Origin of the sequence: Parvibaculum sp. (assembly GCF_039973015.1) — a bacterium.
In the GTDB taxonomy this organism is placed as follows: domain Bacteria; phylum Pseudomonadota; class Alphaproteobacteria; order Parvibaculales; family Parvibaculaceae; genus Parvibaculum.
On sequence record NZ_JBDWLT010000008.1, the window covers coordinates 399,873 to 423,580 of the forward strand.

General features: G+C 63.8%; 22 protein-coding genes. 4 read left to right on the forward strand and 18 right to left on the reverse strand.

Features of this window, described 5'->3' with window-relative positions; genetic code table 11:
• Positions 1–17: 17 nt before the first annotated feature.
• The 12 genes from ABJO61_RS08060 to coxB form a co-directional block, all read right to left on the reverse strand.
• On the reverse strand, positions 18–2,966 hold the full coding sequence (locus ABJO61_RS08060; RefSeq protein WP_348323015.1) for an EAL domain-containing protein: 2,949 nt from the start codon (positions 2,964–2,966) through the stop codon (positions 18–20).
• A 40-nt stretch (positions 2,967–3,006) separates the two neighbouring features.
• Positions 3,007–3,594: a GNAT family protein gene (locus tag ABJO61_RS08065; RefSeq protein WP_348323014.1), complete on the reverse strand. Its 588-nt coding sequence runs from the start codon at positions 3,592–3,594 to the stop codon at positions 3,007–3,009.
• Between the two features lie 74 nt (positions 3,595–3,668).
• Complete coding sequence (locus tag ABJO61_RS08070; RefSeq protein ID WP_348323013.1) at positions 3,669–4,943, reverse strand: pitrilysin family protein; 1,275 nt, start codon at positions 4,941–4,943, stop codon at positions 3,669–3,671.
• 61 nt (positions 4,944–5,004) lie between these two features.
• On the reverse strand, positions 5,005–6,408 hold the full coding sequence (thrC, locus tag ABJO61_RS08075; protein WP_348323032.1) for a threonine synthase: 1,404 nt from the start codon (positions 6,406–6,408) through the stop codon (positions 5,005–5,007).
• Between the two features lie 120 nt (positions 6,409–6,528).
• Positions 6,529–8,037 carry a carboxypeptidase M32 gene (locus ABJO61_RS08080; protein WP_348330956.1) on the reverse strand — a complete coding sequence of 503 codons (1,509 nt, stop codon included), beginning with the start codon at positions 8,035–8,037 and terminating at the stop codon, positions 6,529–6,531.
• Positions 8,034–8,768, reverse strand: coding sequence for an SURF1 family protein (locus ABJO61_RS08085; protein ID WP_348325403.1), 735 nt, complete (start codon positions 8,766–8,768; stop codon positions 8,034–8,036). Before ABJO61_RS08085 ends, ABJO61_RS08080 begins: the two co-directional genes overlap by 4 nt.
• The gene (locus ABJO61_RS08090; RefSeq protein WP_348325401.1) at positions 8,765–9,139 is read right to left on the reverse strand and encodes a DUF983 domain-containing protein; all 375 of its coding nucleotides are present in this window, start codon (positions 9,137–9,139) and stop codon (positions 8,765–8,767) included. Before ABJO61_RS08090 ends, ABJO61_RS08085 begins: the two co-directional genes overlap by 4 nt.
• Before the next feature lie 77 nt (positions 9,140–9,216).
• Complete coding sequence (locus ABJO61_RS08095) at positions 9,217–10,056, reverse strand: cytochrome c oxidase subunit 3 (RefSeq protein ID WP_348325399.1); 840 nt, start codon at positions 10,054–10,056, stop codon at positions 9,217–9,219.
• 103 nt (positions 10,057–10,159) lie between these two features.
• Positions 10,160–10,345 (reverse strand): hypothetical protein, encoded by a 186-nt coding sequence (locus ABJO61_RS08100; protein WP_348325397.1) that lies wholly within the window; start codon positions 10,343–10,345, stop codon positions 10,160–10,162.
• Positions 10,346–10,354: 9 nt separating this feature from the next.
• Complete coding sequence (locus tag ABJO61_RS08105; RefSeq protein ID WP_348325395.1) at positions 10,355–11,317, reverse strand: heme o synthase; 963 nt, start codon at positions 11,315–11,317, stop codon at positions 10,355–10,357.
• Between the two features lie 86 nt (positions 11,318–11,403).
• Entirely contained in the window at positions 11,404–13,011 is a 1,608-nt protein-coding gene (gene ctaD, locus ABJO61_RS08110; protein WP_348330954.1) for a cytochrome c oxidase subunit I, read from the reverse strand.
• A gap of 51 nt (positions 13,012–13,062) precedes the next feature.
• Positions 13,063–13,902: a cytochrome c oxidase subunit II gene (gene coxB / locus ABJO61_RS08115; protein ID WP_348329260.1), complete on the reverse strand. Its 840-nt coding sequence runs from the start codon at positions 13,900–13,902 to the stop codon at positions 13,063–13,065.
• 400 nt (positions 13,903–14,302) lie between these two features.
• Between coxB and ABJO61_RS08120 the strand changes: the two genes are divergently transcribed.
• On the forward strand, positions 14,303–14,698 hold the full coding sequence (locus ABJO61_RS08120; protein WP_348329257.1) for a hypothetical protein: 396 nt from the start codon (positions 14,303–14,305) through the stop codon (positions 14,696–14,698).
• 24 nt (positions 14,699–14,722) lie between these two features.
• A complete protein-coding gene (tldD, locus tag ABJO61_RS08125; RefSeq protein ID WP_348329254.1) occupies positions 14,723–16,156 on the forward strand; it encodes a metalloprotease TldD in 1,434 nt (477 codons plus the stop codon).
• A 106-nt stretch (positions 16,157–16,262) separates the two neighbouring features.
• Here the strand turns inward: tldD and ABJO61_RS08130 are convergent, their stop codons facing one another.
• From ABJO61_RS08130 to ABJO61_RS08150, 5 genes are all read right to left on the reverse strand, one after another.
• Complete coding sequence (locus tag ABJO61_RS08130) at positions 16,263–16,664, reverse strand: AAA family ATPase (RefSeq protein ID WP_348329251.1); 402 nt, start codon at positions 16,662–16,664, stop codon at positions 16,263–16,265.
• Positions 16,665–16,666: 2 nt separating this feature from the next.
• On the reverse strand, positions 16,667–17,050 hold the full coding sequence (locus ABJO61_RS08135; protein ID WP_348329248.1) for a VOC family protein: 384 nt from the start codon (positions 17,048–17,050) through the stop codon (positions 16,667–16,669).
• Between the two features lie 210 nt (positions 17,051–17,260).
• Positions 17,261–18,625 carry a glutamate--cysteine ligase gene (locus ABJO61_RS08140; RefSeq protein ID WP_348329245.1) on the reverse strand — a complete coding sequence of 455 codons (1,365 nt, stop codon included), beginning with the start codon at positions 18,623–18,625 and terminating at the stop codon, positions 17,261–17,263.
• A 342-nt stretch (positions 18,626–18,967) separates the two neighbouring features.
• On the reverse strand, positions 18,968–19,558 hold the full coding sequence (locus tag ABJO61_RS08145) for an NAD(P)H-dependent oxidoreductase (RefSeq protein ID WP_348329242.1): 591 nt from the start codon (positions 19,556–19,558) through the stop codon (positions 18,968–18,970).
• A gap of 254 nt (positions 19,559–19,812) precedes the next feature.
• Complete coding sequence (locus ABJO61_RS08150; RefSeq protein WP_348329239.1) at positions 19,813–20,607, reverse strand: 16S rRNA (uracil(1498)-N(3))-methyltransferase; 795 nt, start codon at positions 20,605–20,607, stop codon at positions 19,813–19,815.
• Positions 20,608–20,741: 134 nt separating this feature from the next.
• Between ABJO61_RS08150 and ABJO61_RS08155 the strand changes: the two genes are divergently transcribed.
• Positions 20,742–21,236 carry an NUDIX domain-containing protein gene (locus tag ABJO61_RS08155; RefSeq protein ID WP_348329236.1) on the forward strand — a complete coding sequence of 165 codons (495 nt, stop codon included), beginning with the start codon at positions 20,742–20,744 and terminating at the stop codon, positions 21,234–21,236.
• A 202-nt stretch (positions 21,237–21,438) separates the two neighbouring features.
• On the forward strand, positions 21,439–22,362 hold the full coding sequence (ubiA, locus tag ABJO61_RS08160) for a 4-hydroxybenzoate octaprenyltransferase (RefSeq protein ID WP_348329233.1): 924 nt from the start codon (positions 21,439–21,441) through the stop codon (positions 22,360–22,362).
• A 7-nt stretch (positions 22,363–22,369) separates the two neighbouring features.
• Here the strand turns inward: ubiA and ABJO61_RS08165 are convergent, their stop codons facing one another.
• Entirely contained in the window at positions 22,370–23,629 is a 1,260-nt protein-coding gene (locus ABJO61_RS08165) for an MFS transporter (RefSeq protein ID WP_348329230.1), read from the reverse strand.
• Between the last annotated feature and the right edge of the window lie 79 nt (positions 23,630–23,708).

The window sequence follows — 23,708 nt, forward strand, 5'->3', positions numbered from 1 at the left end:
TGGGCCCCGGCAACGCCTCAGCGTTGCCAATAATGAGCAATGAAGTCGAGCGCCTCGGCCGCGCGCATCGGCTGGCCGAAATAATAGCCTTGCCCGTAGTCACAGCCCATCGCGGCGAGGTCGGAGGCCTGCGTTTCGCTTTCCGTCCCTTCGGCCACGACTTCCATGCCGAGATCATGCGCCAGCGTCACCATCGAACGAATGATGAGCGGCGTTTCGCGGTCCGCCGACATGCCCGCCACGAATGAGCGGTCGACCTTCAGCGTATCGAAGGGAAAGCGCTGCAAATAGCTCAGGCTCGAATAGCCGGTGCCGAAATCGTCGAGCGACAGCCCTGCCCCCAGCGCCTTCAGACGGCCGAGCATGTTGGCGGCGAATTCCGGGTTCTCCATGACGAGCGATTCCGTCACTTCGAGCTTCAGCGATCCGCGCTCGATATCGATGCGGTTCAGCACGCGCTTCACATCGTCGATAAGATCGTGGCGCAGAAGCTGGCGGCTCGACACATTGACGCTGACGGTCAGCGCGCGCTCCATCGGGAAGAGCTTCTGCCAGGTCGCGAGTTCCTCGCTCGCCGCGCGCAGCGCATAACGGCCGATCTCGGTGATGGTGCCGAGTTCTTCTGCCAGCGGCACGAAACTGTCCGGCGTCAGCAATCCTTCCTTCGGATGGTTCCAGCGGATCAGCGCCTCGAAGCCGCGCACCGTCCCCTCCGTCAGCGACATGATCGGCTGGTAATAGACTTCCATCTCCTTGCGCTCGATGGCGTGGCGAAGATCGGTTTCGAGCGAGAGATTGTCGTCCGCCTCCGCGCGCATCCCGGCTTCGAAAAATTCGATCCGCGCCTTGCCGGAACGCTTCGCGCGATACATCGCGATTTCAGCTTCCGTCAGCAGTTCTTCGGGATGTTCATGCGCGTCCTCGCAGATCGCCACGCCGACAGAGCAGGTCGGATAGATTTCGTGTCCTGCCACCTCGATGGGCTGGCGCAGGAACTCGCTTGCCTGTTCCGCGAAGGCCAGCGCATCGTCGCGTTCCGTCCGCGTGGCCAGCAGCACCGCGAAACTGTCGCCATCGATCCGCGCCACCGTGTCGTCCTGCGTGACGAGCGACTCGAGGCGGCGCGCAATCGCGATCAGAAGTGCGTCGCCACCCGAATGACCGATGCTGTCATTCACGGTCTTGAAGCGGTCGAGGTCGATCAGCAGCAGCGCCGCGCGCGGGCGTTCGAGCAGGCCCCGGCGGCGAATGGCGCGTGCCATGCGGTCCATGAAGAGCGCGCGGTTCGGCAGCCCCGTCAGGCTGTCATGCACGCTGTCATGCATGAGCCTTTCCTCGGCGAGCTTCTGCGCCGAGATGTCGCGTACCGTGCCGATGCAGCGCGTCGCATAGTTTTCCGGTCCCGCCACGCAGGTTGCCGAAAGCGCCACCCAGCGGAATACGCCATCCGAATGCCGCATCCTGAATTCGAGCGCGAAGGAAACATTGCCGCGTCCGATATAGGCATTGAGCGCGGTCCGGTAGGTTTCACGGTCGGCGGGGTGCATGTGCTCGCGCCATGCGACTTCATTGCCGTCCAGTGTGCCCGCATCGAGGCCGAGCATCGCCTCGACGGAGGGCGACACATAAAGCTTGTCGTTGGTGATGTCCCAGTCCCAGACGCCCATGCGCGCGCCCGTCAGCGCAAAGGCGTGGCGCTGTTCGCTTCTGAGCGTGCCGATATCGGCGCGGCGCCGTCCGCCTTGCGCGTGATAGGCGGCGGCAAAGGCGAAAAGTGTCAGCGCCGTGGTGAAGACGCCGCCCGCAAGCACGGTGCCCGCGAATGTACCGCCCAGCCAGCCCATCGCATGAAAGGCAGCGAAAAAACCGGCGAACGCAAACAAGGCCGCCCCGGGGATCAGCAGTTGTGCGGGCCGCACACCCCGCAGCGCCGCCATGACAACCAGCGGCGCGCCGCCGAAAAGGGCCACGGCCAGAAAGATCCGAACGAAGAGAGCCGCCCCCGAAACCGTGATGAAAGCGAGCGGGATGCCGGCCAGCACTGCATAGCCCAGCAGGCGGGTTGCGCGGGCAAGCGAGGCGGAGTGGCGTTCGCTATCCAGAAAGAAGCGTTCCAGCATGAAGACGGAAGATGCGAAAAGCGTCAGCGCGATGGTGCGCACGACAAGATCCCACCAGGGCGGTAGCGAGAAGATCGTGGCGAGATAGCCGAATTCGCCTAGCAGCACGAGAAAGCCCGCGCCGAGCAGCGCCGCCGTGGCGCGCGCTGCCGCCACGCGCGTAAGGATACCGAGAGATGCCATGTAGACGCCGAAGGCCGCGATCACGGCGAGCATGCCGCCCTGGATGAGGGAAAGGCGCTGCGTGAAGCGGCTCCAGGCCTCTTCGTGCCAGAGATAGATACCCCCGTCCGTGTCATGCGCGGCGTGAAGCGCAACGGCGATGCTCGTCTGCGGCTCACCGGTCAGTGCATAAACATCGAAGCCCCGCCAGGCATGGACGCTGGAGGGTGAGGGATCTTCGCCGCCCGCCGTCAACGCGCGATCGAACTCGACCTCCGGCTGCGGCCAGAAAAAGGCTCCCAGACCCTCGCTCCGCCGGTCCGCAATGAGAAGGCGGGTGACAATTTCCTCGCTCCGGTTGCGAAGCGCCAGCACACGCCAGATACCGCTCTCTTCCGCGCCGCCGTTCCACAGCACGATGGAGCCATCTTCAAGTTCGCCCTCTTCCACCGGCTCGTCATCGGCCAGTGTCTCGGCCGCGATCTCGTTTTCTCCGCTTGCGGGCGGTTCGATGGTGAGCTTCTTGCCGGATGCCGAATAGTTGTGAACATAGGGCGTGAGATCGATGACGGGATGTGCGTCGTCCATCGCCACCGCGTCGAGCGCCTTCGCAGCGCCCGGCAGCATCAGCAATCCGAACGCCAGCGCAAGCGCGGCGCGCGCGCCTATCATGCGCGCCTTCATCTGGCCCCCTCGCCGCATCCCCTTGAAAACCTCTCTCGACTTACTTGCGCCGGTCGTCGCGCAGAATGGCGAAAACCGCGTGATCGCGCCATGCCCCATTGATCCGCAGATAGCCTCTCGCGATGCCTTCTTCGGTAAAGCCGCATTTGCGAAGCACCGCGCGGGAGCGCTCATTCTCCGGCAGGCAGGCCGCCTGCAACCTGTGCAGCTTCAATTCCTCGAACACGAAGGGGATAAGCGCACGCACCGCAGATGTCACATAGCCGCGTCCTGCATGGCGTTCCCCCGCCCAGTAGCCCAGCATGCAGCTTTGCTGAACCCCTCGCTGCACGCCCGAAAGCGTGCATCCGCCAAGCAAAGCATGATCTTCCTCATGAAAGATGAAGAAGGGATAGGCATGATCCTCACGAATTTCGCGCTGATAGCGGCGCAGGCGGCGGCGATAGGAGGCGCGGGTCAGATCGTCGGGCGCCCATGTCGGCTCCCAGGGGGTCAGGAAGGCGCGGCTCCGGTCGCGCAGTTCCGCCCAGGCCTCATAATCGCCGAGCTGCGGATTGCGCAGATAGACGCCGTCGCCCAGCACCATCGGCGTGACGTCAGGTCTCGATATCGAGCGAAGAAATGCCATCGGCGACAGGCCCTCGTCAGCGACGGGCAGCCCCTGGGCGCCCCCCTCCCTCTCAAAGCCGCGCGGTCGCGGCGCTAATTCGCGAATCTTGCCGCGAGACGGTCATAGGATTCAAGTCCGCCGCCGGCCCCCTTGAGCGGCCCGATGGCGGAAAGGGCCAGCCCTTTGCCGCCAAGGAGCTTGCCGGCGAAGCGCCTTACGGCCGCCGCATCCACCGCCTCGACCTTCTCGACCAGTTCCTCGATGGGCAGCACCCGCCCGTGGATCATGTATTGGCGGGCGATCTGCTCGGCGCGGGAGGAGGAACTTTCGAGCCCCATCATCAGCCCTGCCTTGATCTGCGCGCGGGCGCGGGCGACCTCGGCCTCGCTCGCATCCTCGCCGAGCCGCCCCAGTTCGCCCGACAGCACCGGCATCAGCTCCGCCACATGTTCGGGCGCCGTGCCCGCATAAAGGCCGAAGACGCCCGTATCCGCGAAGGACCATGAGAAAGCGAAGACCGAATAGCACAGGCCCCTCTTCTCGCGCACTTCCTGGAACAGGCGGGACGACATGCCGCCGCCCAGCACGCCGGAAAACACCTGCGCCACATAATAGTCCGGGTCCGCATAGGTCGGCCCCTCGAAGGCAAGCGCCAGATGCGTCTGTTCGAGATCACGTTCCTTGCGGATTTCGCCGCCCTGAAACATGGCCTTTGCAGCGGCATTTGTTTTGTGCTGCGGCAGCGTGGTGAAGCGTTCGGTGGCGAGCTGCACCAGTTGCCGGTGGTCTATGCCGCCCGCCGCCGCGAGCACCATGCCCGGCGCGAGATAGCGTTCGCCCATATAACCTTGCAGGTCGTTGCGGCCAAAACCCGACACCGTGTCCACCGTGCCGAGGATCGAGCGGCCGAGCGGCTGGCCGGGATAGGCGGCCTCCAGCAAGTCGTCAAAGACCACATCGTCCGGCGCGTCATGCGCCTGGCCGATCTCTGAAATGATGACGCCGCGCTCGCGCTCCACTTCTTCAGGGTCGAAGACCGAGTTCTGCAGGATGTCGGCGAGAATATCGACAGCGAGCGGCAGGTCGTCGCGTAGCACCCGCGCATAATAGGCCGTCGCCTCATGCGTGGTATGGGCGTTCAGATGCCCGCCCACCGTCTCGATCTCTTCGGCGATGGCGAGCGCCGAACGGCGCTCCGTGCCCTTGAAGGCCATGTGTTCCAGCATGTGCGAAACGCCATGCTCCCGGTCGCGCTCGTGCCGCGCGCCGGTATTCACCCAGACGCCGACCGAGGTCGTCTGCAGATGGGGCATGCTGTCGGTCACAATGGTGAGGCCGTTTTCGAGGCGGGTCACTTCAACGGACATGGACAGAATTCCTGACGGACATGGACATACTCCTGCTTGGCTCCTTCTGTACTCGAAACGCTCAGGCAGCGACGGAGCGGGCGCGCTCGCGGATAAAGGCTTCGATGGCGGCAAGGTCGTTCGGCAGCGCCGTAAGACGTTCCTCGCGCTCGAAGAGATCCGACATGGCGGGCGGCAGGTCTGGATGAATACCCGTCGCCTTTTTCACCGCGTCGGGGAATTTTGCCGGGTGCGCCGTTGCCAGCGTCACCATCGGCACACCAGCATGTCCGCGCAGTCTTGCCGCAGCGGCAAGACCGACTGCCGAATGCGGATCGACGAGTTCTTCCGTTTCTTCCAGCGTCTTGCGGATCGTCTCTGCCGTCTCGGCCTCGTCCACACGGGCCGCCGCAAAGCGCTCGCGGATCATCGACATCGGTTCGGCATCGACCTCGAAGGCGCCCGATTGCGTCAGGCCCTGCATCAGCCGCGTCACGGCCGCGCCGTCCTGCCCATAGGCATCGAAAAGCAGACGCTCGAAGTTGGACGAGACCTGAATATCCATGCTCGGGCTGATGGTCGCCACGACCTTGCCGACCTCGTAGCGCCCGGTTTCGAGCGTGCGGGCGAGGATGTCGTTCACATTGGTCGCCACGATGAGCTTTTCGATGGGCAATCCCATTTTCGCCGCCACGAAGCCTGCGAATATGTCCCCGAAATTCCCTGTCGGCACCGAGAAGGAGACCGGACGGTGAGGCGCGCCCAGCGCCACCGCGCTCGTGAAAAAGTAGACGATCTGGGCCATTACGCGGCCCCAGTTGATCGAGTTCACACCCGCAAGGCTCACTTCGTCGCGGAAGGCATGGTCGTTGAACATCGCCTTCACCAGCGCCTGGCAATCGTCGAACGAACCCTCGACGGCGATGTTGTGGACGTTCATGTCCAGCACCGTCGTCATCTGGCGGCGCTGCACCTCCGACACCCGGCCCTTCGGGTGCAGGATGAAAATATCGGTCGTGTCGCGGCCCCGGAAAGCCTCGATGGCTGCCGAGCCGGTATCGCCGGAGGTCGCGCCCACCACCGTGATGCGCCTGCCCTTTGCCGCCAGCACATGATCGAAAAGGCGGGCGAGGATCTGCATCGCCACGTCCTTGAAGGCGAGCGTGGGGCCGTGAAAGAGTTCGAGCAGCCAGTCATTCGCCGCCATTTGCCGCAGCGGCACAACGGCCTCATGGCGGAAGCCCGCATAGGCGGCGGCGATCATTTCGCGCAGATCCTTGTCGGCAATCGCCGCGCCGATATAGGGGCGCATGACGCGGAAAGCCGTCTCCTCGTAAGTGAGGCCGGCAAGGCTCGCGATCTCGCTCTCGGTCCAGCGCGGCCACTCGGCGGGCACATAAAGCCCCCCGTCGCGCGCCAGCCCCGTGAGCAAGGCATCCTCGAATTCAAGCTCCGGGGCCTGGCCCCGCGTGCTGACGTACTTCACCATAATCTCCAGGATAACCGGCTGCCGGAATTGGGCCGGGACCGGACGGACGTAACCTAGCCTCGTGTGCGAGCCGAGGCAATCGGCATCCTGCCGCGCTGGAAGTTCTATTCATTTCAACTAGTTGTCCAGATAGCGCGCCTCGATATGGGCCTTGAAGGCCGCTGTGCCAAGCGGGCTTCCGGTCGCCTCCGAAACGATTTCGTCGGGTGTCCGGCTTGCTCCCTTGCCATGCACATGGGTGCGCACGAAGCCGAGCAGCGGCTGGAAATCGCCCTCCGCCAGCGCCGCCTCCAGCCCGTCATGTTCGCTCTTTGCCGCCTCGAAGAGCTGCGCGGCGGCGAGCGCCCCCAGCGTATAGGTCGGGAAGTAGCCGAAGGAGCCCGATGGCCAGTGGATGTCCTGCATGCAGCCCGCCGCATCGTCGGCCGGCCGGATGCCGAGCAGGCTTTCCATGCCCTCGTTCCAGGCGGCGGGCAGACCGGCGGCGGTCAGCTCGCCCGCGATCATCGCCCGCTCCAGCCGGTAGCGCAGCATCACATGCAGCGGATAGCTCACCTCGTCGGCCTGAACGCGGATGAAGCCGGGCGCGACCTTGCGGTAGTGACGGAGAATATTTTCCGGCGCCCATGCCGGCCCCTCGCCTCCAAATGCCGCCTTCAGGCGCGGCGCAAGAAAGCGGATGAAGCCTTCCGTCCGCGCCGCCTGCATCTCGAACAGCAGCGACTGGCTTTCATGGATCGTCATCCCGCGCGAACGGCCGACCGGCTGGCTGCGCCATTCCGCGGGCAATCCGCGCTCATAGAGCGAATGCCCCGTCTCGTGGATCACCGCCATCAGGCTTTCGGTGAAGTCCGCCTCGTCGTAGCGCGTGGTGATGCGGCTGTCGTCGGGCACACCGCCGGAAAAGGGATGCAGGCTTACATCGAGCCGCCCATGCGCGAAGTCGAAGCCGATCAGATCCATCACCTCGCGGCCGAGTTTCTCCTGTTGCGCAACGGGGAACGGCCCCTCGATCGGCAGCCGCTCCGGCCCCGCCGCCTGATGTTCCATGACGTCTTGCAGCAGACCGGGCAGGAAACTCTCAAGCCCGGCGAAGAGCACATCGATATCGGCCGAGCGGCGGCCCGGATCGTAGCCGTCGAGCAGCGCATCGTAATGCGAGAGCCCGAAGGCATCCGCCTTCGCTGCCGCCTGTTCGCGCACCAGTGCGATCAGCTTGTCGAGTTCGGGCGCGAGGCTCGCATAATCGTTCGCCGCACGCGCCTTGCGCCAGACCATTTCCGTATGCGATTTCTGGCGCGACAGCCGCGTCACCAGCGAAGAAGGTGTCGCCGTCGCATGGGCGTGAACACGCGCCATCTCGGCAAGATTCGCGCGGCTCCATTCGTCCAGCCCGTCGGCCTCATGTGCGGCGGCAAGAAGCTCCGCCACTTCCGGCGCCGTCAGCGTTTCATGCGCGATCAGCGAGATCACCGCCTGCTGTTCGGCGCGCGCGCCCGCGCCGCCTTCCGGCATCATGGTCGCGCGGTCCCAATGCAGCACCGCCTGCGCGCCGTAAAGCGCCGAGAGCCGCTCGAAGCGCTCCTTCAATGCCTCATAGGCCGCGGTCGAATTACGCTCGCTCATTTTCGCTTTCGTCCGATCCGTCCGTTCGACTTGTGATAGGCAAGGTAGACGCCGACCAGCACCACCGCGAGGCCGAACCAGGTCAGCGCATAGTCGAGATGGTTGTTTGGAATGTCGATCCGCGTGCCTTTCGGCTTCGGCCATTCGCCCGCGAAACTTCCCGCTTCAGCCTCGACGATGAAGGGCGCAACCGTCACGCCCTCAAGACCCGCCCCCATGATGGCCGGGTCGCGTATCATCCAGACATTCTTTGCCGTGTCGTCCGGCCCGTCGAACCAGCCGCGATGCTGGGCTGCGCGCAAGGTGCCGGTGAAGCTCACCTCGCCTTCGGGCAGATCGCCATGCGCGTCCTTGAGTTCGACCGGCACAAAGCCGCGATCGACCATCACCACCGCGCCCTCCGCCACTTCAAGCGGCGAGACAATGCCGTAGCCCGCCGCGCCGCCCGGCGCTTGCGTGAAATGATGAAGCTCGCGGTTGAGGAAATGGCCGCTCAGCGTGACGCGCTCATATTCCGCGTCCGCCACGTCGAAGCTCTCCCATGTGCCGGGCGCGGGCAGCGGTTGCGGTTCGCCGTGGACCCGCGTCTCGATCCGCTCGATCAGTGCTTCTTTCCAGGCAAGCCGCTCGACCTGCCAGACGCCAAGCCCGATCAGCACAGGCAGCGCCGCAAGCGTCATGACGGTGGGCCAGAGCAATGGCCGGAAAAAACGATTGTCGCGAAAGCTCATTTTTCGAGGCGGCCCTCTTCTGCCTTGTGCCGGAACTGCTGCGCCACGAGCCAGCCTTTCAGCGGACGGATCAGCCCGACCGTGAGCGCGAGGGTCAGCGGAATCCACAGTACCGCATGCACCCAATAGGGCGGCGACCATGTGAACTCCACCCAGAGCACGAGGCCGACGATGATGAAGCCCGCGATCATCATGATGAAGACCGCCGGGCCGTCGCCCGCATCGGCGAAGGAATAGTCGAGCCCGCAGACCTCGCATTCGGGCGCAAGGTCGAGAAACCCCTTGTAGAGCTTGCCCTTGCCGCAGCGCGGACAGCAGCCTTTCAGCGCCACCTCGACGGACGAAGGTCCGCTCTTTTCCGATTCCGTCATTCGCCTCTCCTCAAAAGCCGAGGGCGGGCCGCTTCCGCGCCCGCCCCCAAACATGTCTCTTTCCGTCTTCGCTTCTCTTAGTGACCCGCGGCGACAGCGCCGGCAGAGCCCCAGATGTAGATCGCGAAAAACAGGAACAACCAGACCACGTCGACGAAGTGCCAGTACCAGGCAGCCGCCTCGAAGCCGAAATGCTGCTTCGGCGTGAAGTCGCCCTTCACCGCGCGCAGCAGGCAGACGATCAGGAAGATCGTGCCGACAAGCACGTGGAAGCCGTGGAAGCCGGTCGCCATGTAGAAGGTCGAGCCATAGATGCTGCCACCGAAAGAGAAGGTCGCATGGGCGTATTCATAGGCCTGCACACAGGTGAAGAAAGCGCCGAGGACGACGGTCAGGATGAGACCCTGAACCAGCCCCTTGCGGTCGCCATGCTGCAATGCGTGATGCGCCCATGTCACCGTCGTGCCCGAGGTGAGCAGGATGATGGTGTTGAACAGCGGCAGGTGCCAGGGATCGAAAACCTCGATGCCCTGGGGCGGCCAGTGACCGCCGGTGAATTCATAGCGCGCGGCCTGGATCTCCTCGCCCGCAAAAAGGCTCGCATCGAAGAAGGCCCAGAACCATGCAACGAAGAACATCACCTCGGAGGCGATGAAAAGAATCATGCCGTAGCGCAGGTGAAGCTGTACGACCGGCGTGTGATCGCCCCGGTTCGCCTCGCGCACAACGTCGCGCCACCAGCCATACATGGTGTAAAGGACGATGGCGAGACCGACGATGAAGACCCACGGCGCAGAGCCGTGCATCCACTGAACGGCGCCGATCGCGAGGATGAATGCGCCGATCGAACCGACGACCGGCCAAGGGCTCGGGTCGACCAGGTGGTAGTCGTGATGTTTGGCGTGGGCGTCAGCCATGTCCCCTCTTCTCCACTTCAGCGCGCCCCGCAAGCGGCGGCGCTAGCAACCAATTCAGTTCCGGCACACGCCGGTCATCATAAACGTCTCGAAGCGAACGGCGTCAGAGCGGCCGGTTCGCCACATTGCCTCCAAGCTTCACGATCGTCACCACGAAGAACAGCACGATGAAGCCCGCGAGCGCCCAGGCGATGGCGAGATTACGCTGCCGCCGGCGCTTGATCTGTTCTTCCGTCCAGTGCGGCGCTTCGACCTCGTGGCGTTTGCTTTCATCCTGTTCCTGGCTCATGTCCCCTCCTCACATGCCTGGCACGAGGGCGCCCGCAGGGAGCGCGCCAAGGCCGAAGATCTTCTCCACCAGCAGAAGCGAGAAGATGAGAAAGAGATAGAGGATCGAGTAGCCGAAAAGGCGCATCGCCGCCTTTTCCTGCGCCGCGCCCGGCTCCTTGCGCCAGAGGCTGAAGGCAAACCAGAGGAAGCCTGCGCCGAGCGCCGCCGTCACGCTCATATAGAGCGGACCGGCAAAGCCCAGGAAACCCGGCAGCAGCGTCACCGGCACGAGAAGCGCCGAATAGATCATGATCTGGCGGCGTGTCGCCTTGTCGCCCGCAACGACCGGGAGCATCGGCACACCGGCCGTCTTGTAGTCGCCGCTGCTGCGAAGCGCGAGCGCCCAGAAATGCGGTGGCGTCCACATGAAGATGATGAGGAAGAGCACGACGCTTTCGAGCGTCACGGTGCCCGTCACGGCGGCCCAGCCGATCATGGGCGGGAAAGCGCCCGCGGCGCCGCCGATCACGATGTTCTGCGGTGTGCGCCGCTTCAGCCACATCGTGTAGATCGCCACATAGAAGAAGATGGTGAAGGCGAGGAGAGCGGCTGCGACCCAGTTCACGAGAACGCCCATCGTCATCACGGAGAAGACGGAGAGGATCGCACCGAAGGCGGCTGCTTCCGAAGGCGTCACGCGGCCCGCCGGAATAGGCCGTTTCACGGTCCGCGTCATGCGCGCGTCGATGTCGGCGTCATACCACATGTTAAGCGCGCCCGACGCGCCTGCGCCGACCGCGATGCAGAGCAGCGCCGTAAAGCCGATCACCGGGTGGATGCCGCCCGGCGCAACCGCAATACCGACCAGTGCCGTGAAGATCACGAGCGACATGACGCGCGGCTTCAGCAGTTCGAAAAAATCGCGCGCGGACCCCATCCCTCCATCTGGAAGGGCTTGCGTGCGTTCGTTGCTGATCGCGGTCTCGGACATGAACTCGACTGATCTTTCTTGCAGGTCTTTGGCTTGCGGGTCTTTCAAGGCGCTCCGGCCGGGACGGGCCCGGCCGGAGCAATTCGTCACTTGATCCGCGGCAGATCCGAGAACTGGTGGAACGGCGGCGGGGAGGACAGCGTCCATTCGAGCGTCGTCGCACCTTCGCCCCAGGGGCTGTCGCCAGCCTTCTGCTTCTTGATGAAGGCCTGTGCGAGGCCGATCAGGAAGATCACCACGCCGAAGGCGGAGATATAGGAGCCGATCGAGGAGATCAGGTTCCAGTAGGCGAAGGCATCCGGGTAATCCGAATAGCGGCGCGGCATGCCCTGCAGACCGAGGAAATGCTGCGGGAAGAACACCAGGTTCACACCGATGAACGTGACCCAGAAGTGCAGCTTGCCCCAGAACTCGGAGTACATGTAGCCGAACATCTTCGGGAACCAGTAGTACCAGCCCGCGAAGATCGCGAAGACGGCGCCGAGCGACAGCACGTAGTGGAAATGCGCCACCACATAATAAGTGTCGTGCAGGGCACGGTCGACGCCGGCATTGGCGAGCACGACGCCCGTCACGCCGCCGACGGTGAAGAGGAAGATGAAGCCGATCGCCCAGACCATCGGGGTCTTGAACTCGATCGAACCGCCCCACATCGTCGCGATCCAGGAGAAGATCTTGATGCCTGTGGGTACCGCGATGACCATGGTGGCCGCCACGAAATAAGCCTGCGTGTTGACCGACATGCCGACCGTATACATGTGGTGCGCCCACACGATGAAGCCGACGAAGCCGATGGCGACCATGGCATAGGCCATGCCGAGATAGCCGAACACGGGCTTGCGCGAGAAGGTCGAGATGATCTGGCTGACGATGCCGAAGCCCGGCAGGATCAGGATGTAGACCTCCGGGTGACCGAAGAACCAGAACAGATGCTGGAACAGGATCGGGTCACCGCCGCCTTCGGGCGCGAAGAAGGTCGTGCCGAAATTGCGGTCCGTCAGCAGCATGGTGATCGCGCCTGCGAGAACCGGCAGCGAGAGCAGCAGCAGGAAGACGGTCACGAGCACCGACCAGACGAAGAGCGGCATCTTGTGCAGCGTCATGCCGGGGGCGCGCATGTTGAAGATGGTGGTGATGAAGTTGATCGCGCCGAGGATCGACGAGGCGCCCGCGATGTGGAGCGCGAGGATCGCGAAGTCCATCGCCGGTCCGGGTGCGCCGGAGGTCGAGAGCGGCGGATAGACCGTCCAGCCGCCGGAAGCACCGGTGCCGCCGGGGGCGCCGGGCACGAACATCGAGATCACGAGCAGGCCGAGCGCGGGCGGCAGCAGCCAGAACGAGATGTTGTTCATGCGCGGGAAGGCCATGTCCGGCGCGCCGATCATCAGCGGCACGAACCAGTTGCCGAAACCGCCGATCATGGCAGGCATCACCATGAAGAAGATCATGATGAGGCCGTGCGCCGTTACCAGCATGTTGAAGAGGTTGTGGTCGCCCTGCAGGATGCCGTCGCCGGGATGCATCAGCTCCATGCGCATCACGACGGAGAAGGCGCCACCGATGATGCCCGCGAAAATCGCGAAGAAAAGGTACATCGTGCCGATGTCCTTGTGGTTCGTCGAATAGACGTACCGCTTCCACCCGGTGGGGTGATCGGCGTGATCGGCGTGTGCACCCGCAGCTTGCCCTGCCATCTCTCTAACCCTTCGTTCTTACGATGTTTGCTTCACTGGTAGCGGAGGCGCTCAGCGCGCGTCCACGGCCTGTGCCAGTTTAACCTTGCCGTCAGCGCCTGCATCCGCCTGCTGCTGTTCGGTCCATGCCTGGAATTCTTCCTGCGTCACGACCTTCACATTGATCGGCATGAAGGCATGGCGCGTGCCGCAGAGTTCCGAGCACTGGCCGTAATACATGCCGGTCTTCTCGGCGCGGAACCAGGTCTCGTTCAGGCGGCCGGGCACGGCGTCGATCTTCACGCCGAACTGCGGAACCGCAAAGGCGTGGATCACGTCGGCGGCCGTCACGATCACGCGCACCGTGGTGTCGACCGGCACCACCATCGCCTCGTCGGCGGTGAAGAGGCGCGGCTGGCCGGGTTCGAGATCGGCGTCCTCGACCATGTTCGAGATCAGCTCGATGTCGCCATGGTCGGGATATTCATAGCCCCAGTACCACTGGTAGCCGACCGCCTTCACCGTCATGTCGGCTTCGGGGATCACGACTTCCTTGTAGAGGAGGCGGAAGGAGGGAATGGCGATCACGACCAGGATCATCACCGGCAGCACCGTCCATGCGACTTCGAGCAGCGTGTTATGCGTCGTCTTGGAAGGTGACGGGTTCGCGCGGCTGTTGAAGCGCACGATCACGATACCCAGCAGCACTGCCACGAGAATCACGATCGCCGTGATGATCCAGAGCAGCATGTTGTGGAAGGAGATGATGTCATGCATCACCGGGGTCACCGCGTCCTGGAGACCCAGTCCGCCATCGACCGGCGTCGCATGCGCGGCCGTTGCGAAACCGCCGCCCAAAAGCCCCGTCGCAAGAGCCGTCGCGAAAAGGCCAAATACGTTCGAAAACCGCATGCTTATCCCCAGCTATTCAATTCGCTTTCCGGGCGCCGCCCGGACATCCGTGACCAAAGAGGAAGTTGGCGCCAGAAACCATAAAGCGCTTCCCGCCGCAAGCTTCGCCGCGCGCTCTCTTCATTGTTTTGCCGGGCGGCGGCATCCCCCTGATGCAGTCTGCCGAAGAAGCATCGCGGCACTGACATGCGCCGCGCTCCGCCCGGCAGACGACTCGCAGGCGCCAGTATAGCCCCGGTGCGGCGACAAACCACAGTGCGGCCATGGTTTTGCGACGTTTTGCCACAATAAGCGGGAGAATCCGGTCCCCGAAGATACGTGAAATTCCGGTTCACCCTTTCGTATGGAGCGAAATGTCCTAGAGTATTGGTTGGATATTTGTTGCGGAGGATTCGCATCTATGCGCGACGAGGCGCTCATTCATTTTCATCTCGGCCGCCGCATTTCAGCGGGGCTCCTGCTGCCGCAGAACGGAGGCGCGGCGCCCGAGCTTTTGTCGGAAGCCGCCCCCTGGCTCGATCCGCGCGATCCGGGCCGCTGCGTCGTCGGTTTCTGCGCCGCGCATCCCGATCTCGTGGGCGATGTCGTCGGCCCGCCGCCCGAAGGCTGGCGGGACTGGGGCTTCAATGAGTGGGACAACTGGTTCGGCCGCATCAATGGCGTCTTCCTTGTCGATTTGCGCTCGCTCAAGGTCACGCAATATCCGCTATATAGTTGTGCGCCGCATATCGTGCCTTGTGACCTTTCGAGCCTGCCCCGGCGGCTCGTTCCGGTCGAGGAATGGCTCGCGCGCTAAGTCACACGCTCACGGACAGGCTTCATGACCTCCTCCCCCGACGATCTTTTCTTCGCCCGCACCGGGCTCGACCGCGACCGCGTCACCGGCCTTGTCGGCGACACGCTCAATGGCGCGGATGACGGCGAGCTCTTCATGGAATTCCGCCAGTCGGAGGCGCTCGGCTTCGACGATGGCCGCCTCAAGACCGCGAGCTTCGACACCAATCAGGGGTTCGGCCTTCGCTGCGTCGCAGGCGAATCGACCGGCTATGCCCATGCCTCCGACCTCTCGGAAGCCGCGCTGAAGCGCGCCAGCGAGGCCGTCACCGCCGTGAAGACCGGCCATTCCGGTGTTTCGGCGGAGGGCCCGGCCCGCACCAACACGCATCTCTATACGGACGAGAACCCGCTCGGCGCCCAGAGCTTCGAGGAGAAGGTGAAGCTTCTCGCCGAGATCGACGCCTATGCGCGCGCGAAGGATGCCCGCGTGCAGCAGGTTTCCGCCTCGCTCGCGGGCGAGTGGCAGGCGGTCGAGATCATTCGCGCGGACGGCTCGTCCTTACGCGATGTGCGTCCCCTCGTCCGTCTCAATGTTGCCATCGTCGCTGGCGACGGCGACCGGCAGGAAACGGGCTCCTTCGGCGTCGGGGGCCGCATGGGCTACGAAACCTTCATCGATCCGCTGAAATGGCGCGCACAGGTCGACGAGGCGCTGCGTCAGGCGCTCGTGAACCTCGAAAGCGTGCCCGCCCCCGCCGGCGAAATGGATGTGGTGCTCGGCCCGGGCTGGCCCGGCATCCTGCTGCACGAGGCGATCGGCCACGGCCTCGAGGGCGATTTCAACCGCAAGAAGACCTCCGCCTTTGCAGGCCTTCTCGGCCAGCGCGTCGCCGCACCCGGCATCACGGTGGTGGACGACGGCACGCTTGCCGACCGCCGCGGCTCGCTCACCATCGACGACGAGGGCACGCCGACATCGCGCACCGTCCTTATCGAGGACGGCATCCTGAAAGGCTACATGCAGGATCGCCTCAACGCCCGCCTCATGGGCATGGCGGCCACGGGCAACGGGCGGCGCGAATCTTACGCGCATCAGCCGATGCCGCGCATGACCAACACCTACATGCTCTCCGGCAATCACGAGGCGGACGAAATCCTCTCCTCGGTGAAGAAGGGTCTCTACGCCGTCTCCTTCGGCGGCGGGCAGGTCGACATCACGTCAGGCAAGTTCGTCTTCACCTGCACCGAGGCGTATCTCATCGAGAACGGCCGCATCGGCGCGCCGGTGAAGGGCGCAACGCTGATCGGCAACGGCCCGGACGTTCTCACCCGCGTCACCATGGTCGGCAACGACATGAAACTCGATCCCGGCATCGGCACCTGCGGCAAGGGCGGTCAGGGCGTCCCCGTCGGCGTCGGCCAGCCGACGCTGCTCGTCAAAGGCCTCACCGTCGGCGGCACTGCGCAGGCGGCGTAAAGACCGTCAAAGCCCGTAAAGAAACCGCCCTATTCCCTCACTGCTCCGCAGGCGGATGATGCGCGCATGGCGGCCATGTTTGCGCAGCGCCTCCATGATCTTCCCGTCATGCGACGCCTTGAAATTCCAGACATAGCGGAAAAATTCGGCATCGAAGCGTTCCGGGCAGCCCGGCGCCACGTCGCTGCGCGTCTTGCCGTAGTTCCGCGCGGCGCGGCGGAACACGCGCCACATGCAGACGCGGCGCGGCATGTCCATCCAGATGATCGTGTCCGCGCGGCATGCGGATGTCCCATGTCGCGCTGTAATTGCCGTCGATCACCCACTTGTCCTTCGCGACCGCTTCCTCGACCAGCGGGCGGAATTTCCCGGCCCCAAGCTCCACCCAACCGGGCTGCCACCAGAGCCGGTCGAGATGCGTCACGGGCAAGCCGAAGCGCCGCCCGAGCGCGCGCGCCAGCGTCGACTTGCCCGAGCCCGGACTGCCGATCAGGAGAATGCGCTGCACCTCTAGCCCTTCGAACTGTGGCAGACGGCCTGCAGCTTGTTGCCTTCCGGGTCGCGCACATAGGCGCCGTAATAGTTCGGATGGTAGTGGGGCCTGAGTCCCGGCTCGCCCTCGCTCGTCCCGCCCATCTCCAGCGCCTTCGCATGGAAAGCATCGACCGCCGCGCGGTCCGGCGCGAGGAAGGCGACATGCCCGCCATTGCCCGGCACGTGGCGCTCGCCATCAAACGGCTTCAGCACGAAAACCTTCGGCCCCGTCGCCGTCCCGTAGGAGGCAAGTCCCGGCGCCTTGAAGAAGGGCACAATGCCGAGCACCGCCAGCACCGCATCGTAGAAGGCAGCCGCCTTGTCCGGGTCGCTCGAGCCGATGGTGACGTGACTGAACATGAGTGACCCCTCAGACGATAAATCACCGATACGCTGAAACTACCTCCCCCTTGCGGGGAGGTCGAGAAATTCGCAGTACGCGGATTTCTCGGGTGGGGGAAGCGGAATGTCGTTGTCCCCCAGCGCATAATTTCCACACCAGCCCCCCACCCGAAACGCGTTCCGCGTTTCGACCTCCCCGCGAGGGGGAGGTGAAGAGACAAAGGGACCCTAAAACGCAAACTCCTTGTAGACCGGCTCCACCTTGCCGCCCCAGCGCCCGTGATAGAGATCGAGCAGGTCTTGCGCGGGCGACTGTCCCTTCTCGACGATCTCTTCCACCGTGCGCAGATGGATCGCCTCGCTCGCACCGACGCCGTCGTCGTTCCCGCGCGCATCGAGGCCCGCGCGCGAAATCGCGACCGCCTTGCGCGCCACGTCGAGCAGCGTGCCGCCACGGAAGGGCGTCTTGAGCCCGTGCTTCGCCACCTGGTCGCGTAAGGCCTGGCGCTCTTCCGCCGTCCAGTCCTTCACGAGGTCCCATGCCGCATCGAGCGAGGACTGGTCATACATGAGCCCCACCCAGAAGGCAGGCAGCGCACAAATGCGCGCCCAGGGGCCGCCATCCGCGCCGCGCATCTCCATGTAGTTCTTGATGCGCGCTTCCGGGAAAATCGTCGTCAGATGATTGTTCCAGTCGCCCCGCGTCGGCACTTCGCCCGGCAGCGCGGGCAGCCTTCCGTTCAGGAAGTCGCGGAACGACTGCCCCGTCGCATCGATATATTTGCCGTCGCGATAGACGAAATACATCGGCACATCGAGCGCATAATCGACCCAGCGTTCGAAGCCGAAGCCGTCCTCGAAAACGAAGGGCACCATGCCTGCGCGCTGATTGTCCGTGTCGGTCCAGACATGGCTGCGATAGGAAAGATATCCGTTAGGTTTTCCTTCCGTGAACGGAGAATTGGCGAAAAGCGCGGTCGCGAGCGGCTGCAGAGCAATGCCCACGCGCAGCTTCTTCACCATGTCGGATTCCGAGGCGAAGTCGAGGTTCACCTGCACCGTGCAGGAGCGATACATCATGTCGAGACCCATGGTCCCGACCTTCTTCATGTATTCCGTCATGATCTTGTAGCGGCCCTTGGGCATGACGGGAATTTCGTCGCGGCGCCAGTTCGGCGTGAAGCCGAGGCCCAGAAAGCCGATGCCGTGTTCGCCGCCCACTTCCTTCACCTGTGCGAGGTGATCGTGCAGCTCCGAACAGGTCTGGTGCAGCGTCTCGAGGGGCGCGCCCGAAAGCTCGAACTGCCCGCCGGGCTCCAGCGAGATGTTGCCGCTGGTGTCGTTTTCGAGGCCGATGATATTCTCGCCCTCATAAACGGGCCGCCAGCCGAAGCGCGTCAGCCCTTCAAGCATCGCGCGGATGCCGTGGTCGCCGCCATAGGGGATCGGCGTCAGGCCGTTCATGCAAAAGGGAAATTTTTCGTGTTCGGTGCCGATGCGCCATTGGTCGCGCGGTTTCGACCCGCGCTCAAGCGCGGCCACGAGATCGCGACGGTCTGTGATGGGCTCGGGCCCGGCAACGAGAATGCTCATTCGAGCCCCTTTATTCTTCGCGGACCTTGTTCGAGCCGGATGCCCCTGCCCTGCCGCCGATCCTTCATGACGCCGGCCACACCCGCGTCGCAAAGATGTAAGAGCGCGTGCCGCACATGGCAAGCGTCAATGCCGGTTCAAAAAGTAACAGGACAAGCGCGCGGGAGGACAGGGCCGCAGCCAGTTTGGAGGGATTCAATTTCGGGGAAGGGGGTACAAGCCGGACGTGGCCTGTTTCGACCTTGCACAGAACTGGATCGGGTCCCGGTGATCCCGGCCTTCGCCGGGACAGGCAAGTGCCGGGATGACACTGAATGAACCGAGGCCTCGCGTTTCCTTCAATCACGCCACCCGCGCCATCCGCCGCCGGATAGTGGAGAGGAAGTTCGTGCGCTTCTTCTGCGTCGAGGTGTCCATCTGGTAGCAACCAAGCCAGACCTGCCGGCAGTCCTTCCCGCAGAGCGCGCGCATACCGCGCATGAGAATGCGGCGATGCGGCTCGCCGACGAGCTTCGACCACCACCACGAAGCGCCACAGCTCGTCACGCCGCCCATGAAGCGAATATTCTGCAAGCGCGGCTGTATCGCTTTGCCGCCATCGCCGAGATCGAAAGCCGTGCCCGGCACCCAGACGCGGTCGAGCCACCCCTTCAGCATGGCAGGCATGTCATACCACCAGGTCGGAAAGACGAAGACGATGCCGTCAGCCGAGCGAAGCTTCTCCTTGTAGTGTTCGAGCCCCTTGCCATTGCTCGTGGGGTCTTCGTAAGTCTCGTGTTCTTCCGCGCTGAAACGAGGATCGAAATCATCCGCATAGAGATCGACAAGCTCCGTCTCGTGCCCTGCCTGATCGAGACCCTCCAAAACAGCGTCGCACATCGCAGCGACATAGCTGTCGGGTTTCGGATGGCAATAGACGACCAGCACGCGCATGGGTGTCTGTCCTTTCGGAGGTGGCGGAAATCAACATCGGTGCATCAAAAACGAATTGCGTTTCTTCGGGTTCCATTGCCTCCAGATGGACGCAGAAATGCCCTCTTTACGGACGAAACTCGACGCTCCCCAAAAATTCAGCGTCATCCCGGGATTTATTCCCGGGACCCATTGGCAGTTGCGGCAAACGGCGAGGCGAGTGGGTCCCGGGGACGAGCCCCGGGATGACACTTGTTTTTGGTTCGCGAGTATCGCTACCAGTCCCCCAGCATCAGCCCGACTGCCGCCAGCGCCGCAATCGCCGCTGTATCGGCGCGCATGATGCGAGGCCCGAGAGAAATCGCCATCGTATCCGTCCGTGTCCGCAGCATGTCGCGCTCGGCGGGCGAGAAGCCGCCCTCCGGCCCGATCAGCACGGCGAGCGGCGCGCCCTTCTTTCCTTCATCGGCCATCTTCTCAAGCGCGGCCCGCGTCGCGCCCGGCCCTTCGTTTTCGTCGCAGAAGAGAATCCTGCGTCCCGGGGCTCTTTCGTCCCATTTCGAAAGAAGGTTTGCCAGCTTCTCCGCTTCGCGCACCTCCGGCACGGCAACGAGGCCGCATTGCTCGGCCGCCTCCACCGCGTTCGCCTGCAGGCGTTCGTCCTTCAGCCGCGTCACCACGGTCCGCTCCGTGAAAACGGGCTGGATCACGGCCGCACCCATCTCCGTCGCCTTCTGCGCGATGAAGTCGAGCCGCGCCTTCTTCACCGGCGCGAAGAGAAGCCAGATGTCCGGCAAGCCTTCCTGCGCTCTCGTCCGCTCCGTCAGTTCCAGCACGCAGTTCTTCTTGTGGGCTTCCGCAATCCGCGCCGCCCATTCGCCGTCGCGCCCGTTGAAGAGCAGCACCTGGCTTCCCTCGCCCATCCGCAGCACATTGACGAGATAATGCGACTGGTCCTTTTCGAGCGTCAGATGCGCACCCGCCCCGGCGAGGCTCTCTTCTATATAGAGACGCGCCTTGCCGCTCGCGCAGCGCGGGTTCTCGGTGATGTCGGGAATTGTGTCGGCCATCGCACCCTCAGTCGTCACTCACCTTGTAAGGCGCGCACTACCTTTGCCAAAAACAAAATTGTCACCCCGGCGAAAGCCGGATCGCAAGTGAACCTGTCATAATAAAAATCAGACTGAACCACTGAAGCAATCACATGCTCCCTCGAAAGACAGCCCGTGTTCTTCTCTTCGACGGCGACAACCGCCTCCTCCTCATCCGGATGCATGACCCGGATGTCGGCGATGCTTCGGGCAAGGTGCTGGAGCGCGCCTATTGGGTGACCATCGGCGGTGAAATGGAGCCTGGAGAAGATATTGCCATTGCGGCAAGGCGGGAGCTGTTGGAGGAGACGGGTCTGGCAAACTCCTGGATCGGCCCTCCGGTCTGGACCACCGAACATGTGCTTTGCGTCCACGGCAAGAACCGGCTCATGCAAGAGACATTCGTCCTCGCCCGCACCGATACAACCGGTCTCGACCGCAGCGGCTGGACGGAGCTCGAGCGTGCCGTCATCCGGGACATGAAATGGTGGACCCTTGGCGAACTGACCCAAACCCGCGACCTGATCTTCCCGACTTCGCTGGCAGCGCACCTCCCGGCGCTGATCGCCGGAGATATCCCCGCATCGCCGCTCGCCATTGCGCCCTGACGGGGACAAGTGCGGGCTTTGTAACGGTTCGATGACGTTCGTGTGACAGTCGGGCCGAATCGGGCCGCTTTGTCCCCGGGCGCACGCCTCTCCCTCGCAGGTGCAAAATGTCTCGTCCGGGGATAGTCTCACCCACCGGAAAGGGCACTCGACACGCCTTGCCGCCCGCCCAAACCATGCCGGAAAGCCTCCAAAGGAAGAGATGGAAGAGAGAGCCGAAGACCAATCCCGCGTTGCCGACGCCCCGCTTGAGAACTGGGTGGACGCCCATGCGCCTGCGGCCCTGCGTCCTTACGCGCGGCTCGCGCGGCTCGACCGCCCCATCGGCTGGTGGCTGCTGTTGCTGCCCTGCTGGTGGTCGCTCGCGCTGGCAAGCGAGGGCTGGCCCTCTCCCGTTCTTCTCGTCCTCTTCCTCATCGGTGCTGTCGCCATGCGCGGCGCGGGCTGCACATGGAACGACATTGTCGACCGCGACATTGACGCCGCCGTCGCGCGCACGCGGTCGCGTCCCATTCCCTCCGGTGCTGTCAGCGTCAAACAGGCATGGGTGTTCCTTCTCGCGCAATGCCTTGCCGGGCTTTGCGTGCTTCTCTCCTTCAACAGTTTTGCGATCCTTCTCGGGCTTTCCTCGCTCATCCTCGTCGCGATCTACCCCTTCATGAAACGCATCACCTACTGGCCGCAATTCGTGCTCGGCCTCGCTTTCAACTGGGGCGCGCTGATGGGATGGGCCGCCGTCAAAGGCGAACTCTCGCTTGCGCCCTTGGCTCTTTATCTCGGCGCCATTGCATGGACCGTCGGCTATGACACGATCTATGCGCATCAGGACAAGGAAGACGATGCGCTGATCGGCGTGAAGTCGACGGCGCTCAGGTTTGGTGCATCGACGAAGAAATGGCTGTGGGGCTTCTACGGCATCATGGTCGCGGCGCTCCTCGCGTCGGGCGCGCTCGCCGGTCTCGGCTTCTTCTTCTATCCGGTGGTGGCGCTTGCCGCCGCGCTGCTCGTCTGGCAGATCGTCACGCTCGACATAGACGATCCCGCGCGTTGCCTGCGCCTCTTCCGTTCCAATCGCGACTTCGGGCTTATCGTCTTCATCGCCATTGTCGCCGGGCAGGTGGCTTGAAAGCCCCTCATTGCTGCGGTTTCACGTCCGACAGCTTGTCCACTTTCCGCAGGTCCGGGAATAGCCACATCCATATGCCGACGACGCCGAGTGTGCCGATCCCGCCAATGATGACGGCGGGCACCGTACCAAACCAGGCTGCGGTGACACCGGACTCGAACTCGCCCAACTCGTTCGATGCCCCTATGAAAAGCATTTCCACCGCCGTCACGCGACCAAGCATTTGTTGCGGTGTCGCCAGCGGAATAAGCGTCGAGCGGATATTGACGCTCACCATGTCGGCCGCGCCCATGATGGCGAGCGCGCCGAGCGTCAGCCAGAAATTTTCCGACAGGCCGAAGACGATAGTCGCGACGCCGAACAAGGCCACGCAGGCGAACATGATGTGGCCCGTCCGCTTCCTGATCGGGCGCCAGATGATCAGCAGGTTGACCACGATTGCGCCGACCGCCGGGGCGGAGCGCATCACGCCGAGGCCTTCCGGTCCTACATGCAATATGTCGCGTGCGAAGATCGGCAGCAGCGCCACCGCGCCGCCGAGGAGCACCGCGAAAAGATCGAGCGAGATCGCGCCCAGCACGATGGGTGTGCGCCTCATATAGGCAATGCCTGCGGTCACGCGCGCGAAGGCCGATGTCGCGGCGGCGTGTTGTGCGACGGGCGGGCGTGTGCGGATCATCAGGAAGGCAACCGTCACCATCATGAAGAGCGCGGCGCAGACCGCATAAACGAAGACGGGGCCGAAAAGATAGAGCCCGCCGCCGATAGCAGGCCCCGTGATGACCGCGACCTGGAATGTCGATGAGCTCACCGCGATCGCGCGGGGCAATTGCACCGCCGAGACGAGCAGCGGCACGAAGCTCCGCGAGGCCGGCGCCATGAAGGCGCGCGCGCAGCCGAAGAGCGCAAGCGCCGCGTAGAACCAGGTCACGTCGCCCGTATGCGTCAGCGTCAGGATGATGAGCCAGCCCGCGGCCGCTGCTTCGAGCACGCCCGCCACCGCCACGATGTAGCGCCGGTCGATCCGGTCCGCGATGTCGCCCGCTGGCAGCGTCAGCAGCACGATGGGCAGGAATTGCGCGAGCCCCACATAGCCGAGCGCGAGCGGACTTTCCGTGATGTCGTAGACCTGCCAGCCCACCGCCACCGACTGGATCAGCATGGCCAGCGTGCCGAGGAAGCGCCCTGAAATATAGAACCTGAAATCGCGCAGCCGGAACAGCTCGGCGGTCGTGTCTTCGGAGGGGGGTGTCGGGGAATCTGTCATGGGCGCATTTCCTTCGGCGGTTGTATGCCGCAAGCCGCTCGCCCTGTCGCGCCCTTTCCGTGCACGTCGTTTTGCCGCA

What these genes read in the sequence shown, in the direction of transcription:
- ubiA (WP_348329233.1), top strand. Translation starts at nt 21,439, where the DNA reads ATGGAAGAGAGAGCCGAAGACCAATCCCGCGTTGCCGACGCCCCGCTT.
- ctaD (WP_348330954.1), bottom strand. Translation starts at nt 13,011, where the DNA reads ATGGCAGGGCAAGCTGCGGGTGCACACGCCGATCACGCCGATCACCCC.
- ABJO61_RS08090 (WP_348325401.1), bottom strand. Translation starts at nt 9,139, where the DNA reads ATGACGGAATCGGAAAAGAGCGGACCTTCGTCCGTCGAGGTGGCGCTG.
- ABJO61_RS08065 (WP_348323014.1), bottom strand. Translation starts at nt 3,594, where the DNA reads ATGGCATTTCTTCGCTCGATATCGAGACCTGACGTCACGCCGATGGTG.
- ABJO61_RS08120 (WP_348329257.1), top strand. Translation starts at nt 14,303, where the DNA reads ATGCGCGACGAGGCGCTCATTCATTTTCATCTCGGCCGCCGCATTTCA.
- ABJO61_RS08140 (WP_348329245.1), bottom strand. Translation starts at nt 18,625, where the DNA reads ATGAGCATTCTCGTTGCCGGGCCCGAGCCCATCACAGACCGTCGCGAT.
- ABJO61_RS08095 (WP_348325399.1), bottom strand. Translation starts at nt 10,056, where the DNA reads ATGGCTGACGCCCACGCCAAACATCACGACTACCACCTGGTCGACCCG.
- ABJO61_RS08085 (WP_348325403.1), bottom strand. Translation starts at nt 8,768, where the DNA reads ATGAGCTTTCGCGACAATCGTTTTTTCCGGCCATTGCTCTGGCCCACC.
- ABJO61_RS08155 (WP_348329236.1), top strand. Translation starts at nt 20,742, where the DNA reads ATGCTCCCTCGAAAGACAGCCCGTGTTCTTCTCTTCGACGGCGACAAC.
- ABJO61_RS08135 (WP_348329248.1), bottom strand. Translation starts at nt 17,050, where the DNA reads ATGTTCAGTCACGTCACCATCGGCTCGAGCGACCCGGACAAGGCGGCT.
- tldD (WP_348329254.1), top strand. Translation starts at nt 14,723, where the DNA reads ATGACCTCCTCCCCCGACGATCTTTTCTTCGCCCGCACCGGGCTCGAC.
- ABJO61_RS08060 (WP_348323015.1), bottom strand. Translation starts at nt 2,966, where the DNA reads ATGAAGGCGCGCATGATAGGCGCGCGCGCCGCGCTTGCGCTGGCGTTC.
- ABJO61_RS08105 (WP_348325395.1), bottom strand. Translation starts at nt 11,317, where the DNA reads ATGTCCGAGACCGCGATCAGCAACGAACGCACGCAAGCCCTTCCAGAT.
- ABJO61_RS08150 (WP_348329239.1), bottom strand. Translation starts at nt 20,607, where the DNA reads ATGGCCGACACAATTCCCGACATCACCGAGAACCCGCGCTGCGCGAGC.
- ABJO61_RS08100 (WP_348325397.1), bottom strand. Translation starts at nt 10,345, where the DNA reads ATGAGCCAGGAACAGGATGAAAGCAAACGCCACGAGGTCGAAGCGCCG.
- ABJO61_RS08165 (WP_348329230.1), bottom strand. Translation starts at nt 23,629, where the DNA reads ATGACAGATTCCCCGACACCCCCCTCCGAAGACACGACCGCCGAGCTG.
- coxB (WP_348329260.1), bottom strand. Translation starts at nt 13,902, where the DNA reads ATGCGGTTTTCGAACGTATTTGGCCTTTTCGCGACGGCTCTTGCGACG.
- ABJO61_RS08080 (WP_348330956.1), bottom strand. Translation starts at nt 8,037, where the DNA reads ATGAGCGAGCGTAATTCGACCGCGGCCTATGAGGCATTGAAGGAGCGC.
- ABJO61_RS08145 (WP_348329242.1), bottom strand. Translation starts at nt 19,558, where the DNA reads ATGCGCGTGCTGGTCGTCTATTGCCATCCGAAACCCGACAGCTATGTC.
- ABJO61_RS08070 (WP_348323013.1), bottom strand. Translation starts at nt 4,943, where the DNA reads ATGTCCGTTGAAGTGACCCGCCTCGAAAACGGCCTCACCATTGTGACC.